The 15,998-nt window shown below is 60.2% G+C and carries 15 protein-coding genes; 6 read left to right on the forward strand and 9 right to left on the reverse strand.

The window, feature by feature from the left end; all coding sequences use genetic code 11:
- Window positions 1-204 precede the first annotated feature (204 nt).
- The 5 genes from EDM04_RS13135 to EDM04_RS13155 all read right to left on the reverse strand — a co-directional run bounded on the left by EDM04_RS13135 (window position 205) and on the right by EDM04_RS13155 (window position 5,572).
- Entirely contained in the window at window positions 205-1,821 is a 1,617-nt protein-coding gene (locus EDM04_RS13135; protein WP_394338984.1) for a transposase, read from the reverse strand.
- 68 nt (window positions 1,822-1,889) lie between these two features.
- Window positions 1,890-2,609, reverse strand: coding sequence for a metal-dependent transcriptional regulator (locus tag EDM04_RS13140; protein WP_164471132.1), 720 nt, complete (start codon window positions 2,607-2,609; stop codon window positions 1,890-1,892).
- A gap of 65 nt (window positions 2,610-2,674) precedes the next feature.
- Window positions 2,675-3,685, reverse strand: coding sequence for a metal ABC transporter permease (locus EDM04_RS13145; RefSeq protein ID WP_123622842.1), 1,011 nt, complete (start codon window positions 3,683-3,685; stop codon window positions 2,675-2,677).
- Window positions 3,682-4,470 carry a metal ABC transporter ATP-binding protein gene (locus EDM04_RS13150; RefSeq protein ID WP_123622844.1) on the reverse strand — a complete coding sequence of 263 codons (789 nt, stop codon included), beginning with the start codon at window positions 4,468-4,470 and terminating at the stop codon, window positions 3,682-3,684. The genes EDM04_RS13145 and EDM04_RS13150 overlap by 4 nt, the downstream gene beginning before the upstream one ends.
- Before the next feature lie 7 nt (window positions 4,471-4,477).
- Window positions 4,478-5,572 carry a metal ABC transporter substrate-binding protein gene (locus EDM04_RS13155; RefSeq protein WP_123622846.1) on the reverse strand — a complete coding sequence of 365 codons (1,095 nt, stop codon included), beginning with the start codon at window positions 5,570-5,572 and terminating at the stop codon, window positions 4,478-4,480.
- A 240-nt stretch (window positions 5,573-5,812) separates the two neighbouring features.
- Here EDM04_RS13155 and EDM04_RS13160 point away from each other — a divergent pair, with 240 nt between their 5' ends.
- From EDM04_RS13160 to EDM04_RS13170, 3 genes are all read left to right on the forward strand, one after another.
- Window positions 5,813-6,757 (forward strand): hypothetical protein, encoded by a 945-nt coding sequence (locus EDM04_RS13160; RefSeq protein ID WP_241154917.1) that lies wholly within the window; start codon window positions 5,813-5,815, stop codon window positions 6,755-6,757.
- Window positions 6,758-6,827: 70 nt separating this feature from the next.
- Window positions 6,828-7,550: a hypothetical protein gene (locus tag EDM04_RS13165; RefSeq protein ID WP_241154918.1), complete on the forward strand. Its 723-nt coding sequence runs from the start codon at window positions 6,828-6,830 to the stop codon at window positions 7,548-7,550.
- A 158-nt stretch (window positions 7,551-7,708) separates the two neighbouring features.
- Window positions 7,709-8,089, forward strand: coding sequence for a metal-dependent transcriptional regulator (locus tag EDM04_RS13170; protein ID WP_123622850.1), 381 nt, complete (start codon window positions 7,709-7,711; stop codon window positions 8,087-8,089).
- Between the two features lie 264 nt (window positions 8,090-8,353).
- Here the strand turns inward: EDM04_RS13170 and EDM04_RS13175 are convergent, their stop codons facing one another.
- The 3 genes from EDM04_RS13175 to EDM04_RS13185 all read right to left on the reverse strand — a co-directional run bounded on the left by EDM04_RS13175 (window position 8,354) and on the right by EDM04_RS13185 (window position 11,534).
- On the reverse strand, window positions 8,354-9,937 hold the full coding sequence (locus EDM04_RS13175; RefSeq protein ID WP_123623085.1) for a transposase: 1,584 nt from the start codon (window positions 9,935-9,937) through the stop codon (window positions 8,354-8,356).
- Between the two features lie 80 nt (window positions 9,938-10,017).
- Window positions 10,018-10,575, reverse strand: a complete 558-nt coding sequence (locus EDM04_RS13180; protein WP_241154919.1) for a nitrous oxide reductase accessory protein NosL — start codon at window positions 10,573-10,575, stop codon at window positions 10,018-10,020.
- A gap of 167 nt (window positions 10,576-10,742) precedes the next feature.
- Window positions 10,743-11,534, reverse strand: coding sequence for a sulfite exporter TauE/SafE family protein (locus tag EDM04_RS13185; RefSeq protein ID WP_123622854.1), 792 nt, complete (start codon window positions 11,532-11,534; stop codon window positions 10,743-10,745).
- Between the two features lie 169 nt (window positions 11,535-11,703).
- Here EDM04_RS13185 and EDM04_RS13190 point away from each other — a divergent pair, with 169 nt between their 5' ends.
- Genes EDM04_RS13190 through EDM04_RS13200 form a run of 3 tightly spaced genes read left to right on the forward strand, consistent with a single transcriptional unit; the run spans window position 11,704 to window position 15,436 of the window.
- Window positions 11,704-13,761, forward strand: coding sequence for a NosD domain-containing protein (locus tag EDM04_RS13190; protein WP_123622857.1), 2,058 nt, complete (start codon window positions 11,704-11,706; stop codon window positions 13,759-13,761).
- Window positions 13,758-14,573 carry an ABC transporter ATP-binding protein gene (locus EDM04_RS13195; RefSeq protein WP_123622859.1) on the forward strand — a complete coding sequence of 272 codons (816 nt, stop codon included), beginning with the start codon at window positions 13,758-13,760 and terminating at the stop codon, window positions 14,571-14,573. The genes EDM04_RS13190 and EDM04_RS13195 overlap by 4 nt, the downstream gene beginning before the upstream one ends.
- The gene (locus EDM04_RS13200) at window positions 14,570-15,436 is read left to right on the forward strand and encodes an ABC transporter permease subunit (RefSeq protein ID WP_123622862.1); all 867 of its coding nucleotides are present in this window, start codon (window positions 14,570-14,572) and stop codon (window positions 15,434-15,436) included. The genes EDM04_RS13195 and EDM04_RS13200 overlap by 4 nt, the downstream gene beginning before the upstream one ends.
- 40 nt (window positions 15,437-15,476) lie before the next feature.
- On the opposite strand, the gene EDM04_RS13205 is transcribed toward EDM04_RS13200, so the two are convergent.
- A complete protein-coding gene (locus EDM04_RS13205) occupies window positions 15,477-15,830 on the reverse strand; it encodes a hypothetical protein (protein ID WP_123623087.1) in 354 nt (117 codons plus the stop codon).
- Between the last annotated feature and the right edge of the window lie 168 nt (window positions 15,831-15,998).

The following is a 15,998-nucleotide window of genomic DNA, read 5'->3' on the forward strand; positions in this document are numbered from 1 at the left end:
CTTCCATGGGGTCTGGAAGTTGAGACTACAACAGGTTTAGCGGGGCTGTGATGCGTAGTATCGGACGTTTCAGTGAACAGGACTGACTCAGATTGCTCTCCAAACGGCCAATCTTGTTGAGCCATCAATCATATACATGAATTTCGACGACTTCCGGCAGCGTTGCCACTCAGCCGCCGCGCTACCACGGAGAGAGTCACACCACTATCCGATTCCCGTTTCCTTCTTCAACAGCGTTAGCGTGTTGTCAGCTGTCACAATTGGCGAATGCTCGTACTCGTCAGTTACCTCGACTTGGACGAGCAGATCGACAGCCCGCCAGATCGAGTACAGCAGGCAAGCGAACGCGAAGTAGAAGAACCGCAGCCCGAAATTCTTCGACGTGGTGGCGGCCATAAATCGCTTGATCGATTTGTAGCCGCTCTCGATCTCCCACCGATAGCCGTACTCAGTGAGATGCCCGCTCCCCCGATTCCTCATGAACACCGAATACTGCCGGTGATCGTCGTGCTCTGAGTTCTCTTTTCGACGGTAGATCAGCGTTGTCTCGTGCCACTCGTTCTTTCCGAGGTGGAGCTTCCTGTCAGTCTCGTACCGGTCTTGATCACGTCGAAGCAACCGCTTTGCTTGGGCTTTCTCGCTGGTCTGCATCCGCTTGGGCACGACATACGACAGTCCCCGCTGGCCGATCATCTCCAGAACGTGCTGGCTGTCGAACTCCCGGTCCATCAGGACGTTGTCGACGTGAACGGCCGCTTCAGCAGAGTCCAAGAGATCCTCAACGATCTCCTTCCGTGACTCACCCCGCCGCACAGGTCGCGCATCGAGTACAATCGGGACAGCATTCCCGACTAACTGAACCGTCGCCCACTGGTACGCGTATTCGTCGGTCTTCTCTTTCGTGCCGATGATCTCGTCTTCGTGGCCCGTCCTATCGCCAGTAAACGGGTCAGCTTCGGTGATGTCTATGGCGACGATCCCCGCGCGGAAGAACTCCTCCGTCTCCGCAACCTCGTCGATGAGCTGTCGGACCGCCTGTCGGTACATCTCGCGAATCTGCTCGATAGGGAGGTCACGAATCTGGTCGCGATGACCGTGTCCGAGCGGTGTTCGATCACGCGTAGACTCGTGAATGAAGCTGCGAGCACCCTCGTTAGCTGCCAAGTTCTCTCGGAGCCCGAGATAGGTCTGTAAGCCCCAGTATGCGTTCTCGGGAATCTCACAGCCCTCACCACGATTGAGCGAGAACGCAGGGAACACGACGCGACTGACGTGCTTTGTAATCGTCCCTGCTTTGTCGAGGAGGGCCTGGTCGTCAGGGTCCGATCCAGTAGCGTCGTCGCCTCGATCCGGGAGGGTTCGGTCTGGCTCCCGTGGTACAGCGACATCCGCGTTCTGCGCTTTGATGAGAATCGTTCGAGCCGCTTTCTGGACCGTTTCGCGGAGATCTCGCGTGAAGCGCTCGTTCCAGCTGCGCCACAGTGTCGATTGATTGGGGACCGACCCCAATCCTAGGCGTTCGCAGAATCCGGAGTTGCTATCGAGGTATTCTACGAGAGATGTTTCGTGCTCCCACCCGTAGAGTTCTTTCAGCACGAACACTCGAAAGAGGGTGGCCATCTCGTAGCGTGTCGAACTTCCGTAGCAGTCGTGAGCCCCAAATCTAAAGTAGGCTATCGGAAGTTCGCAGACGAGCCCTTCGAGTGAGTTATGATCAGGGTGCGTAAACCAGACTCCTGAGACGACTCTAATATCCGATTCTAACCCGGCGAGCGAGGTTCGATCGTACAGCGGTGTCGAGTCATAAGCTGGCCACTCCACGTACGGCTGTTGGGCGATTCGTTGAAAGACAGTGCGTCGAGACTCGTGATCCGCGACCACTGTATGAGTTACGAGTCATTCAGCGGCGAAACCAGTATCTGTGAGGCCAGTCTTTTTGGGAGACTCGTCTGTTCACTGGCGTCCCCGATAGTAATGACCATCATTCCAATCGGTGTGATTTCGTCGAGGTGGAGGCGTTCAGTCGGTTCCAGCCCGATCGAAACGAGATACTCCAGCACTTCGTCATCCTGCGTCAAGATCCGCGTGACTTCCACACTCGCTGACTCTTCAATCTCAACCAGCGAGGCAACATCTTCTGATTGAGGGAGATCAAGGTTACTGTCGGGAATGGGATCGCCGTGGGGATCGGTTTCTGGCATGTCGAGCGTCCGTTCGATCTCTCGACAGAGCCGCTCGCTGAGGTGATGTTCCAGGATATCGGCCTCGGCATCGACTTCACTGATCGCGTACTCGAACAACTCCGCGAGCATCGTCTCGACGAGCCGGTGTCTGCGGACTACTCGTAGTGCGAGTTCTTCACCCTCGGTCGTGAGACGAATGGGGCGATACCGTTCTCGGTCGATCAGCCCCTGGTTCGATAGCGTACTGAGCATACTCGTTACTGATGATCGGGTAACGCCGAGCTGCTCTGCAATCTCTGAGTTGGACACCCGGCCGTCGGTTTCCTGCTCAAGGCGGTAGATGCGACGGAGATAGTCTTCCATCTTCGGCGTGATCACTGGCAACGATTCCGGCGCATTTGGGGTGTCAGAATCTGATGAATTCATTTCGTCTGGAATGATCGAACGCTTATCTTACGGGTCACCACACAGGTTCGTTGTGGAAGCAGTCGTCAGTCGTCACTCGGGTTGGCTTCGCCCATGTCGATACTTCCCATCTCAGGGGTGTCCTCCTCACTGAAGGCAGTCTGGAGTTTTCCAAACACGACGGCGGCGACGTAAATTGCGACTGCGAGGAGGACGATCACGCCTCCAGCAGTTGCCTCCGCGTAATACGAGACACCGATGCCGAGGATGACGGCCAACTCAGCGAGTACAACCGACACGAGTATCGATTCGTTGAAGCTCCGAGATACTTGTGATGCGCCAGCTACAGGCACGACCAGCATCGCGGCCACGAGGATGACCCCCATAATTTGCATTGCGCCGACCACGACCATCGCTGTCAACAACACCATGATGCGGTTGTACCAGCTGACCGAGAGCCCGGAAACAGCCGCTGCCGTCTCGTCGAAGGTGACGTACAGCAGTTGGTTGCGCGTGAGCGCGACCACGCCAATGATCATGACGAACAGCAGCAGGAGTATCGCGGCACTGTCCTGCGACACCGTGGCGAGGTTCCCGAAGAGGAACTGGTTTACCCCGACAGAAAGCCCACCGGCGTTGATGCTGATTAGTGTCGTTCCCAACGCGAAGCCCGTCGAGAGCACGATTGCCATCGAGACGTCGTTGTAGGCGTCGGTCGCCTCCGAGATGAGCTCGATGAACAGCGCAGCTATCATCGACACGACGACTGCCGTTAGGTACGGCGAGACCCCGAGTTCGAAGACGGCGTTGATGAACAATCCCACGGCGACGCCGGCGAACCCGGTGTGGGCGAGCGCGTCACCGATCAGTGCCAACTGCCGATGAACGAGGAAGGTTCCGATCAGGGGTGCCATCACCCCGATACAGAGCCCGACGAGGATCGCCCGGTGCATGAAGCCATACTGGAGCAGTTCCAGCCCGGTCGTCCGAGCCACCCAAGACATGAACCCCGACCAGAGTTGCAGGAACCAGTACAGTGGTTCGAAGATGGGAGACAAGGGTCCCGCCTGAAGTGGAATGTTGGGAGGGTACGTCATAGAGAACCACCCAGCAGGTTCGCTGTGGTGCCAAATGCGCGAGCCAGGGCGTCACTCTCGACGAACTCTCTGGCTGGTCCGTCGAAGTATATTTCCCGGTTGAGACAGATGACGCGTTCGGCGTGTTCGGTGACCGCGCCCAGGTCGTGCTCGATGAGTAGGACCGTGATACCGTCCTGATTCAGTGCATCCAAGAGATCGTAGAACGCCTCGACAGATTCGATGTCGACACCAACGGTCGGCTCGTCGAGCACGAGCAAGTCGGCCTCGCTGGCGAGCGCACGGGCGATGAATGCCCGCTGGCGCTGGCCGCCAGACAACTGTGTCACACGACGATTGGCGAAGGCTGTCATGCCGACAGTGTCGAGCGCCCGGTCAACGATGTCCCAGTCCCCGCTGGAGAGGCGACCGAAGCCGACGTGTGGGAACCGACCCATCTTCACGACTTCTCGGACGGTAATCGGCATCTCTTTCGAGGCGCTGGCGTGCTGGGCGACGTAGCCGATCCGGGAGCCATCGTCAAACTGGTGTGAGGGTTCGCCGAACAGCCAAGCAACTCCCTCGTCCGGTCGGAGCAACCCTAACATCAACTTCATCAGCGTCGACTTCCCCGATCCGTTCGGACCCACGACTGCAGCGTACTCGCCGGGGTCGATCCGAAGCGAAATGTCCTCGACGACCGGGGAAGACGTGTATCCGAAGTCGACCCCGGATAGTTCAATGACCGACTCGGTGCTGCTCGCCGTCCCCGAACTCGTGGTACTCGCAGGGTATTGTGTGCTCATTGGAAGTTTACTCGAAGTTCATCCACTCGTCGGCCCAGCCGTCGGGCCCAGCTTCCTCCGGGGTCTTGGTACCGAGGACGACCTCGAGCGTGGGGCCGTTGATGTTGTACGCAACCTCCTCGTAGCCCCAGTTGTTCTCGACCCAGTCCTCCCGAACGCCCGCGTACGGCGTCACCGGGAAGTACCCCTCGACCTGGGTTTCGGCGAGCAGTTGCTTCGCGGGCTTTCGCGATTCGAAGACGCCGTTGGCGATGTACTTGATGTCGTTCTCTTCGATGAACTCCTTCGCCTCGGCGATGTCCGAGGGCTTGACGTCGCCGCTGGCTGCGAGGTTCGTGACGAGGGGCTCCATCTGTGCGCTGTACCTGACGCCCCAGTACTGGAAGGCGTTGTGCGCGGCCAGTTGCACCGCATCCCGCTCGGACTCGTCGAACATGGCCTGGAAGTCCTGATCGATCTGTTCGAGAATCTCGGATTTGTACGTCTCGGCGTTGTCCCGAAGCGCGCTTTCCTGCTCGGGCACGAGTTCGGCGAGTCCCTCGGTGATGTTATCGACCGATATCATCGCCCGCTGTGGGTCGAGCCAGAAGTGCGGGTCCTTGCCTTGCTGCTCGCCGACGCCTTCTTCTTCAGGATCGAGAGTGGCCGCGAGATCGACCAATTCGACGCCCTCGCGGACGTTGATCAACTGCGTGTCGACGTTGTCGTCTTTGAGCGTCTGAATCGCGCGGTCGGCCCACGGCTGGAACCCCGGACCGACGTGAAGGAAGGCGTCTGCTTCGATGATGTCTTGCGTGACGCTCGCATTCGGCTCCCAGCCGTGACCGTGCAATCCCGTCGGAACGAGGTTGCTCACTTGGATAGGCGTCCCGTCGACGATATTCCGTGCGAAGTCGTAGAAACTGAAAAAGGACGCAACTGCGACGGCAGGGCCGTCTCCATTCGCACCCTCGTTGCCTGAGTCGGTCGTGGGTTCAGGATCGTTGCTACTGCCACTACTCGTACATCCGGCGAGGCCAGTGGCGAGAACTCCCGCACCGACAGTAATGGCTCTTCTGCGTGAGAAACTGTGCTTCGCTTTCGACTGTTGCGTATCGTCCATCGTCGGCTAGTCGGTGATGGGACAAAGGATATAATAGTTCCTATCAAAAATAGAGTTTAGACTAGTCTAATTCTGTGGCTGTCGTATCTCGCGTCGAGATCTTACTGTTAGCAGTACTGTTAGTAATGTGAGGGGAACAGCGTCCACAACTACGGTTTCGAAACTTTCCTCGCTCGTGTTCTCGAAGGTGTCTCGACCAATGGATATGCTTGAAGGGAGGTTCGTCGCTCACCATGACATGTGTTCGAAGTGAAAACGACGATAATGACGAAGCCAATGGTGGGTGACGAGTACTCTGAGCCACAAATAGATTCGAGGACCGTATGCATTGGGACGGCCAGTCTCAACTTGTGCACGGGCGACCGGCCGATCCCAGCAGCTGGCAACCGATTCCCGGACCGGGCCACTGCGCGGGCCGCCGCTCGCGCCACCGAGCAATACCGGTCGGCGCTGCGCCGCTATGACCCACAGGTCCCCTACTACGACCTGATCGTCTGTGAAGAGACATCCCGAGACGCGACAATAGTACAGCCACAGGAGACGGCGACCGAGACACCGAAGCACAGTCTGTCTGAGCCCGCCATAGCCGACAGCACCACGCCCGAGCGTCGCGACCTCGTCGAGTTCTGCCACCGCGTCGCCGGTGCTGTCTTCGAGACGCTTTCCGAGGGAGGCTATGACGGCATCGAGAGCGGCGTCATGGACGCGTATTTCCAGCACGCCGAGACCGTCGGCGATCCCGACGAACTCTGTCTGTGCCTCCTCGAGAGTATGACGAGTGAACTCCACGAGCGTCTGTCCCCTGCCGACCAGGCCAAGGTGCTCACCGACGCCGCAGCCCGACTGGAGTCGCCCAGCGACGACGACAGCGCGCTCGATGCGAGCCTTACTACACTCGAACAGCGGGGGCTCATCGAGAGCTACACGCGCTCGCCGTACTCGGTCGACCTCGATGGCGGTGCCGGTGCCGTCGTCGTGCAGATCTCTGGGTACGCGCTTTCAGCGCACGAGGACCGCCTCCCCGTGTTACCGCTGACGCTCGAACTCTGCCGGCACCACACGGAGCAGTCCCCACAGTCCGTCCAGGTGGCCGCCGTAGACGACGGCTGGCAACTCACGTTCGGCCTCGCGGACACGGGAGACCAGAACGGCCTCGTGAGTGCGCCAATCGACGGGGAGGCGTAAGATGGCCGTCGACACCTACATCGAGCAAGCACGAACCCGAGCTCGATCCGAGCAGGAGGCCGTCGCCGAGATGCGGGACGCCTACGAGACGTTCATCAATCGGGTACAGCAGCTACAGCCCGACCAGACGCCGTCGTCGATGGCTGGCCTCACAACAGCCGGTGGGGTCACCCACCTCTCCGCAGACGCGTCCAGTGCCGATGGCTGTCGGCCTGTCCGAAGGGCGTTCGCTGAGACGATTCGGCCCCACAGCGTCGCCGATCTCGACGAGACCGAGTCCTTGCTGGAAACGATTCGCGAGGAGTTCACTGATGCAATCGCAGTAGCACTCGCCCCGACGACGGAGGCCTCGTTCACTCCCGACCTCAAGCGGATGGTCCTGGTCGAAGCACAATCTCGGCGGGCGGAAGCGACCGCGTTACAGAAGGCGCTCGGTCGGGAGGACGCACACCTCGACGAGGCGAGTGCGGCGGTCGACGACATCATCGCCTGGATCGTCGACGCGAACGAGACGCCGTTGACCGACCTCGGGTTCGACGCACTACAACAGCGCCACAAGACGTTGGCCAGCCACCGCGACCGCTGTGAGGAGGTGGTTCGCGACCGCCAAGAATTTCTCCAGAAGACGACGAACAACGGTGTCGACGCCGGCGTCCGCCACCGAAGTCTCATGCCGTACCTCTATCAGGATTTCCCGGCCAACCATCCGGTCTTAGCGACAGTCGCACGACTCACTGAAACGTGTCAAGAATGTCAGCGAGTAGTCCGTGACCATCTGATTCGGAGGGTGTGACCGATGGGTGACGGGCCTCGTCGACAACGAGCAAAGGCGTCGGCATGGGTGTACCTCGCGCCCTTCGGGACCGATAGCGAAGCGACGGACACCGAGACGAAGTCAGGTGATCAGACTAGGAAGTCAACCCAAAAGACATCAGACGGCCCTGAGACGAGATGAGCGGGACAGACCAATACCTGCTGGCCGTGTACATCGAATCACAACGTAGTGGGGTACCAGTCTCGTCCGGAGCTGTAGCTGATCGACTCGACAAATCCCCGCCGTCAGTGACGGAGATGCTCCAGCGACTCGACGACCGTGGGTTGGTGACGTACGAGCCATACGAAGGGGCGACGCTCACGGACGCGGGCCGGGAACGGGCGACAGCCCTGCACAAGTCGTACGTGACGCTCTCGTGGTTCTTCCGGAGTGTACTGGAACTGGAGACACACGAGTCGGAGGCGATGGAGCTGGCCGGGGTGATTGACCCGAGCGTGGCCGACCGGCTCACGACCGTGCTTCCGGTCGAAGAACTACAGGAAGAAGACGTTATTTAAACCAATTCTATACGGCCCGTGAAGGCTTGGATATAAGGCACGCATCAAATCCATCCTCCGAAGTTGTGAAGTTCCCACAGTCTCGGAGGATGAGCTAGTTTTGGGTTGAATCGTCATCTATTCATGGTTATTCTCACCACTCAAGGACCGTTTTTGAATCTCTGAGTTTGAACTACCGGACAAGCGTACGAAATTGTATGGATTCTAGCGCTCCTGAATAGAGTTGCCACTCCCGAACGGCAGACTCAGCGAGATTTTAGCGGGTTAGTCGTGTGGAATCAATGCTGAGGCAACGAGCTCAACACACTCACCCGCAGTAATCACAGGTGCGTAGTCCATCTCGCCGTCAACGTCCGCTTTCAGCAGGAAGTCGGTGAGCCGCCAGATATTGTACAAGAGGACCGCGAACACGAAATAGAACAAGCGAACGCGGTAGTCTTTTGAGGAGGTCTTCGCGAGAAAATCACCTTTGATCGATTTGTACTCACTTTCGATCTGCCACCGGCGGCTGTAACGCTGACAGAACGCCTCGGCTTCCTCGGGACCGACTCGAAGATTCGTCGCGAAGGCGGCCGTTCCCTCTCCACTCGTCGACGGTACGTACAGGAGCCGCATTGGATGCGATCCAGATTCCACATGGATAGAAGCCGACTCAACGGCCACCTCTTGGTCGTCTTCTTCCATTTGTTCGAGTACATCCTGTTCGGAGCTGGAGACCCGCTTCGGAATGAGGTAGTTCACATCAAGGTTTGAGAGCGTCTGGAACACTTGTATCGAGTCAAACTCTCGATCACACAGCACTGTCTCGATTGGAACGTGTTCTTTCGCTCGTCGAACGAGTCGTCGCACAGTACGATGGATCTGATTCGACGGGTTCTCATCCCACTCAGAACTCTCTTGAACCGGCTCGACAGCTAAGATCAGCGGGATGTTCTGCCCGATGATCGACAGCGTCGCAAATTTGAACGCTCGACCGTCCCTATCTTTCGTCCCGCTAACCATCGGCATCCCTTCGACATCCCCGTAATAGGGGATGGTCGTGATGTCGATCGCCGCAGTGACTGGACGGCGGAATGAGGATTCAGAAGCGATCACAGAAAGCAAGCGATCCATTGTCTCATTGAAACTGTTCACGAGCTCTTCAGGATCGAACTGCTTGATGGTGCGAAGGTGAGTGTCGCCATGTGGGCTGTACTCTTCACCGCGCCGGTACTGGAAGCGAGTTGCTCCCTGCGCGGTACCACAGCGGACCATCCCCAGGAATGTCTGTAACTCGAAAAATTGCGTGTCCTCGTACGAGGCATTCGACGCTCGACCAGAGTCGAAGTGTCCGTAGGCGTGATCACGCGCTAGGCGCGTGGTCTGGACAATCTCCTCCTGTGAGAACGATTCGTCTTCTACTGGGTCTGTATCTTCTTGCGTATCGTCAACGATCTCTGCTTTTGGCCGCACCCCCGGCGCTGAGATGTTGCGATCGTGGACTTCTTTGATAACGAAGTGGGCGGCAGCGTGGACGTATTCGTGGGCTGCGTCGTCGAATCGATTTCGCCATGCCCGCGAGAAGGCCGATTCGTCGGGCACTCGGCTGAAACCGAGGATAGTCGCCACTTCGGGTTGCCGGGTGAGTCGTCGAGAGAAGTCGGCGTACGAATCCCCAGTGATCTCCATGAACACGAATGAGAGGATCATCGCGCGAAAGGAGAGTGGCGCAGGATGCCACGCTGGATACCCGTCTTCGATCGTGTCTATCGAGTGGTCGAGGGTCTCGAACGCAGTGATGAGGTCTGATCCTGAGAGTTCGTTCCGGATGGCGATCCCGAATTGGTACGCTCCGCACAAAGAGCGCATTCGCGGATGCTCATCACAAGCCTGGCTATCAAAACCGTTCATAGGATTGCTGAAGTGGAGATGGGGGTGAAGAGGCTGACCTACTCCATCCCAATCATTTGGATCCCCTCAACGAGTGATCTGTCGATATCGTCGTACCCGAGAGTGCGCCCACCGTGATTATTCGCGAACGTTTCGGCTTCATCACTGTCAGAGAACGGCAGTAGGTCCGGACCCATTCCCCCCATCACGTCCGTTTCGACGGCGTAGGTGAGATTAGTCGCATCCGCAAAGGTATCCGGTGCGGTCGGTGCTGGCATCTTCTTTCGTTCCGTTCCTTCAGGGATCCCCCAGTTGATGCGAGAGTAGTCCGTGACGTAGATCGCGGTCGCCTCCGCACCGTCATCCACCATGTCAAAGTGATACGGAAAAAGCCCGTGCGCGAGCGTGTGAAACCAAGCGAGGTGGGCTGTGTCTTCAGTGTCCTCGGCGGGTCCCTGTCTGGGTTCCGGCTCTGCGTCGGCGTAGAAAATCTGTCCATTAGGCCCGCCGTGATCTCCGATCACCATTCCGCCTTGGTAGTCCGTTTTCTGCTCCGACAGATCTACTGGATTAGGAACCGACTCGGCAGAGTTTCCGAGACAGCCGGCGAGACCCATCGCGACTCCTGTACCGATCGCGTGAACAGCGTGTCGACGCGACACCGAACGCTGGCCAAACTTGAGGTCCATACGCTACCGTTCGGCCACATACGGAATTCCATTCTGGTGCGGCCGTCGAACGCCATCTCCCCAGCGAAGCGAGTGACCCACAGAACGTGTCAGTGTCACATCCCGCCGAGCGGCTGGTAGTGGGGGAACATCGGGTGCGGGAGATGGACGCCGAGCGCCATCAGTCCGTGTGCGAACAGAACGTACCCCAGCACGACGAACACGACACCGAGCAGGCGATGAACGCGACGCCGGTGGGTGACATCGATCGACTGGATGACGGTTCCATAGAGGAAGACAGCCGGAATCGTTCCGACACCGAGAGCACCGAGAGCGATCCCGCCGGTCGTTGGGGAGCCGCTCGCGAAAGCGAACAGGTACGCAGGATACAGCATCGGGCAGGGAAGAAATGCGTGAACAGCGCCGAGGCCGACGATACTCGGGCTGTTCACGTGGCGGTGAACTCTCGCCGCGAGCCACGACGTTACGCGCTGTACGCCGGGTATGCGAATATCGCCGCCGCTTCCTCCGATAACGTACCGAACCCCTGTCGCCACGATGAACCCGCCCACCACGAGGCCTACAGTACCTCGCAGGACATCGGCGACCGGCGTCAGCTGGTCGGCGGTGACGAACACGACGCTCCCGAGCGCACCGAAGGCGGCCCCGAGAACCGCGTACGTCGTCGCCCGGCCGATGTTAAACAGGAAGTGCTGTCGAACTTCGTAGGTCGTGAGATGCCCGGCCCGTCCATCGTTGACCGTCGTGGTTCCGCCGTCCGGTTGCGGCGTCATCTGTTTCGAGTACATCGTAACGAGCGGGCCGCACATCCCGATACAGTGTGCGCCGCCGAGGACGCCGATGAGAACGAACAGCGCGACGTCGATCCGGAACAGCGACTCGATCATACGTAGTGTCAGTTACCGACTGGCTTGTGTCGTCTGGTGCGATCCTCGACAAACAGATCCGATCGAGTGCTGCGACGACAGTTGAGAATTCTTGCTTTGCGGACCCGCAATCGCGCGCGTTCGAGAGTCACACCAGATTCGATAAGTCACCACAGACCGACGTAACCGTGTGGCAGTTTTCGCTCCCGATGACGACCGGTCGCGACGCGTTCGCCTCGCGATCGCCGCGATCATGACCCTCGCTGTGGTCGTAACTGCGGGCGCGTTCGTCATTGATCCGGCCGAGTCGGTTCCCGATCCGGTGGCGTACGACGACACCACCGAATTGGGGCTCTCGTCGGAGACCGACGCGATGATGGCCGGAAACGCAACGCTCCCGCGGACGCAGGTGTTCTACTCGCAGCTACAGTACGTCGTCGGATACAACGGGATCAGCTCGTTCGTAGCGTCGCTGTCGGACGGACGAACCGAGCGCCAGTTCGGCTATCCGCTTGTCGCGTACGTCGAAACCTTCGATCACCGCAATCCGGACACGACCGACGGCGGGCTGTTCACGGCGACCGGGGCCGGCGGGTGGACTCCGGCCGAGGAGGCGTACTACGTCGTCGACAGCGACGCTCGCACACCGGCGGGCGAGGCCGTGATACCCTTTAGAAACCGAGAAGTGGCTGAGTCGTTCTCGGCCGACCACAGCGGAACCGTAGTCGACTGGGAGTCGATTCGAAACCGCTCGTTCGACGTCGACTCCGCGGCGACGGTGCGATCGCTCGCACCGAGTCGGTGGCAGACGGCCAACGATCGGATTTCCGAGGCGGAACGAACCGCTGACCGTCCGGTCTCGGTAGTTGTCGGGGAGGACGCGCCGACGATCGACGCGGCGGTCGAGGCAGCACCGTCGAACACGACGGTCGTCGTCCCTAAACGAGTCTATCACGAGACGGTGACAATCAATAAATCTGTGACCATTGCGGGCGACGACGCACGGATCAGTGGCGACGGCAACGGATCGGTCGTCACCGTTCGCGCGGCCGATGTAGCCATACGAGGACTCCGGATCGACGGTGTCGGAAACCGGACGCGAGACCCGGAGGCGGCGCGTACCTCTAGGGACGAGGAGAGCGAGGCGTGGGACGCGAACATCCAGAGCGGGTACGGCCACGGTGATGCCGGGATCCGAGCGATCGCTGCGCCGGGGCTCGTCGTCGACGACGTCGTGATCGAAACGAACGCGAGCGGGCTCCTGTTGCGCGATGGATCGCACGCGGTCGTCCGTGACCTCCGCGTCGACGGGTCCGAGACATGGCAGAACGGATTCATGGGGATCACGGGGATGAAGTCGCGTGTAACCGTGACTGACAGCCGGTTCGAGGGCGGTCGTGACGGGATCTACCTCCATCGCGCGGACGGATCGGTCATCCGGAACTCGACGTTCAAGGACAATCGGTACGGCATCCATCTCATGTACACCGGTGACGCGCTGGTCGCGGACAACACCGCCCGCAACGAACTGTTCGCGGGGATCACCGTGATGACCCGCCCGTCGGGGAACACGATCGTCGGCAACGACGTGCGCAACTCCGGTGCGGGGATTCAGTCGTCGGGGACCCGGACGTACATCGCGTACAATACGCTCGTCGGCAACGAGCTCGGGTTCTCGACGAGCGCACGCGGGTCGCTGTACGAACACAACGTGGTCGTCGACAACGAGCTCGGGGCGCGTGCGACGACGATCGTCCCGTCGAGCCGCGTCGTCGCGAACGACTTCGTCGGCAACGACGACCACGCCGCCGCCGGCGCGGGTGCGCTCCGCATCTGGGCGGACGGCGACCGCGGTAACTACTGGGAGGGAGCGAACGTCGGACCGCGGCCGTCCAGCGAGCGGGCGTACCGTCCGACCTCGCCGGTCGACGCCGCGCTCCACGGCGAGATCGCGGCCGTCGCCGTGCGCGAGTCACCCGCGTCGGTCCTGCTCAACCACCTCCGTGGTACCGTGCCCGGTGCCCGCTCCGGGAGCATCATCGACCCAGTACCGGCGTCGGCACCGTACCATCCCGAACGGATCGACGCGGTGACGAGTCCAGACTCCGAACGCGCGGAGCCAGTCCATGTGGACTGGAGAACCGAACTCGGCTCGCTCACCGACGATCAAGACACGACCCATGAGAATACGACAGATCAGAATACGACAAATCCGAACACCGGCAGCGCAGTGGGTGACAACAGATGAGTGACCACACACTCGCAGAGGTCGTCGACCTAACTCGGACTTACAGCGGGGTTCGGGTTCTCGATGAGGTTTCGCTCTCGATCACCCCCGGCATCACCACAGTCATCGGTCCGAACGGGTCCGGGAAGTCGACGCTGCTCGGCGTCCTCGCGGGGGCAGTTGAGCCGACCGCGGGAGCGGTACGATACGCTCACGAGGGGAGTGATGACGGCGAGAATGACAAGCAGATCGGCTACCTCCCGCAGCGGGTCCCGTTCCGTGGGGAGTTCACGGCCCGAGAGACCCTCGGCTTCTACGCAGCGCTCGTCGGTGACGATCCCGACGCGGCCCTGGCGGACGTGGGACTTGCCGACGCGGGCGACAGACGAGTTGCGGCGCTTTCGGGCGGAATGCGACGCCTCCTTGGGATCGCACAGGCGACACTCGGCGATCCGACCGTTGCCGTACTCGACGAGCCGACGAGCGGACTTGACCCCGAAATGCGCGAGCGAGCATTCCGAGCCGCAGCGGCCCGTGCGAGCGACGACACTGCCGTCGTCGTCAGCTCCCACGACCTCGACCTCGTCGACACGTACGCCGACGACGTCATCGTACTCGACCGCGGTCGCGTGGCCGTGGCGGGCTCCCGCGATCGTCTGATCGATGACTACGGGGTCGACGACGTGAAGGATCTGTACCGCGCGGTCGTCAGCGATAGAGCGAGCGCCGAGAGCGATATCGATAGCGGTGACACAGACGGCGACGAGGGATCCAAGGGTGCGGATGAAACCACGTCGGAGTCCGTCCACGTCACGGGGGTATCGGACCGATGAGTCGGTTGCTCGCGGACATCGGGACCGTGTTCCGTCGCGAACTGGTAACCGTTCGGCGGACTCCCGGCTACGTCGTCCTCGCGGTCGGAATTCTCATCGTGCTCGGCGGATTCGTCGCGGTCGGTGGTGGCGGGGGGACAGGGTTCGTGCCGGCAGTCGTCGACCTTCTGCTCCCGACAGAGATACTTGTCCCGCTTCTCGCGATAGTGCTCGGGTACCGTGCGCTGCTCATGGACACCACGAGCGGCGAGTTCGCCGTGATCCGGACCTACCCCGTGAGTACCGTCGACTACGTTCTCGGCGTGTTACTGGCGCGTATCGCGGCGCTCGTCGCCATTGTGGGCGTTCCCTTCGCACTTGTCGGGCTGTACGTCTCGTTGACTGCGGCGCCGGACACGGGAATTTTCGCGACGCACAGCGGAGTAGACTCGCCGCTTCTGTTCGTGCGGTTCCTCGCGTTCGTCCTCCTCTTTGGGACCGCGTACCTGTCGCTGTCGGCAGCGGTCTCGGCGCTGGCGTCGAGCCGCCGGAGCGCGATCGCGCTCGGTCTCCTCGCACTGCTCGTCGGCGTCCTCGGCGGTGACCTCGCGATCCTCCGATCGCTCTCGGGTGGTGCTTCTCCCAGTGAAATCCCCGGGCTGCTCGCGCTCACGCCGAACGGAGCGTTCCGTGGGCTCGTGTTTGAACACGTGATCGGCGTCGCCTTCGCACCTGACGGCGGGTTCGTTCAAACTGGTCGCGCGGTCGGCTCACTCGTCAGCTGGATCCTCGCCGGAATCGTGGTCGCTGTCACGACACTCACGTACGCCGCCCGGGTCGATGTCGTTGTCGAGCGGGCACGGGAGCGGCTCGGAGAATACTGAGACGAAATTCTATTCCCAGTCATTTCGGCAAGTATCGTGTTCAATCCGAGACGGTGTCGTTACCGACCGATCCCGGCGCATGTGTGTATACTGTGTAGAGAATGATCGCTGCGATCAAAAAGTCGAGACTATGTCCGAGGAAGTGGTGGACCGGCATCGGTACGATACCGAGAATCGTTCCAGTGCCCAAAATCGATCGGAACAACAGCATGCTGACCGCGACAGCGATCAGCTGGTACTGTGCCCCTTGACGACGACGATACGCGACGACGCTGACGACGAAGAGGATACCCGTACCCATTCCGGCGACGAGTGCAGCCGCGAGCAGCAGTAGTGATCCCTCCACGGACCACCCATCGAGCGCGGACAACAGGAGGGCGATTGGCTGCGTCACAACCGCCTTTGAACGGCGATGAATAAGAAAACGACCCTTCATCGAGACTCCCGTGTAGTTCTGACCCGATTTGTCGGCTAACACCGCGGTTTCGTCCGTTCGGCTCTGTTGAAATCCTCAGCAAGTGATACATTCTGACCCGGTTGCGGTCAATACAGGTCAAGCACG

Origin of the sequence: Halorubrum sp. CSM-61 (genome assembly GCF_003781945.1) — an archaeon.
In the GTDB taxonomy this organism is placed as follows: Archaea; Halobacteriota; Halobacteria; order Halobacteriales; family Haloferacaceae; genus Halorubrum.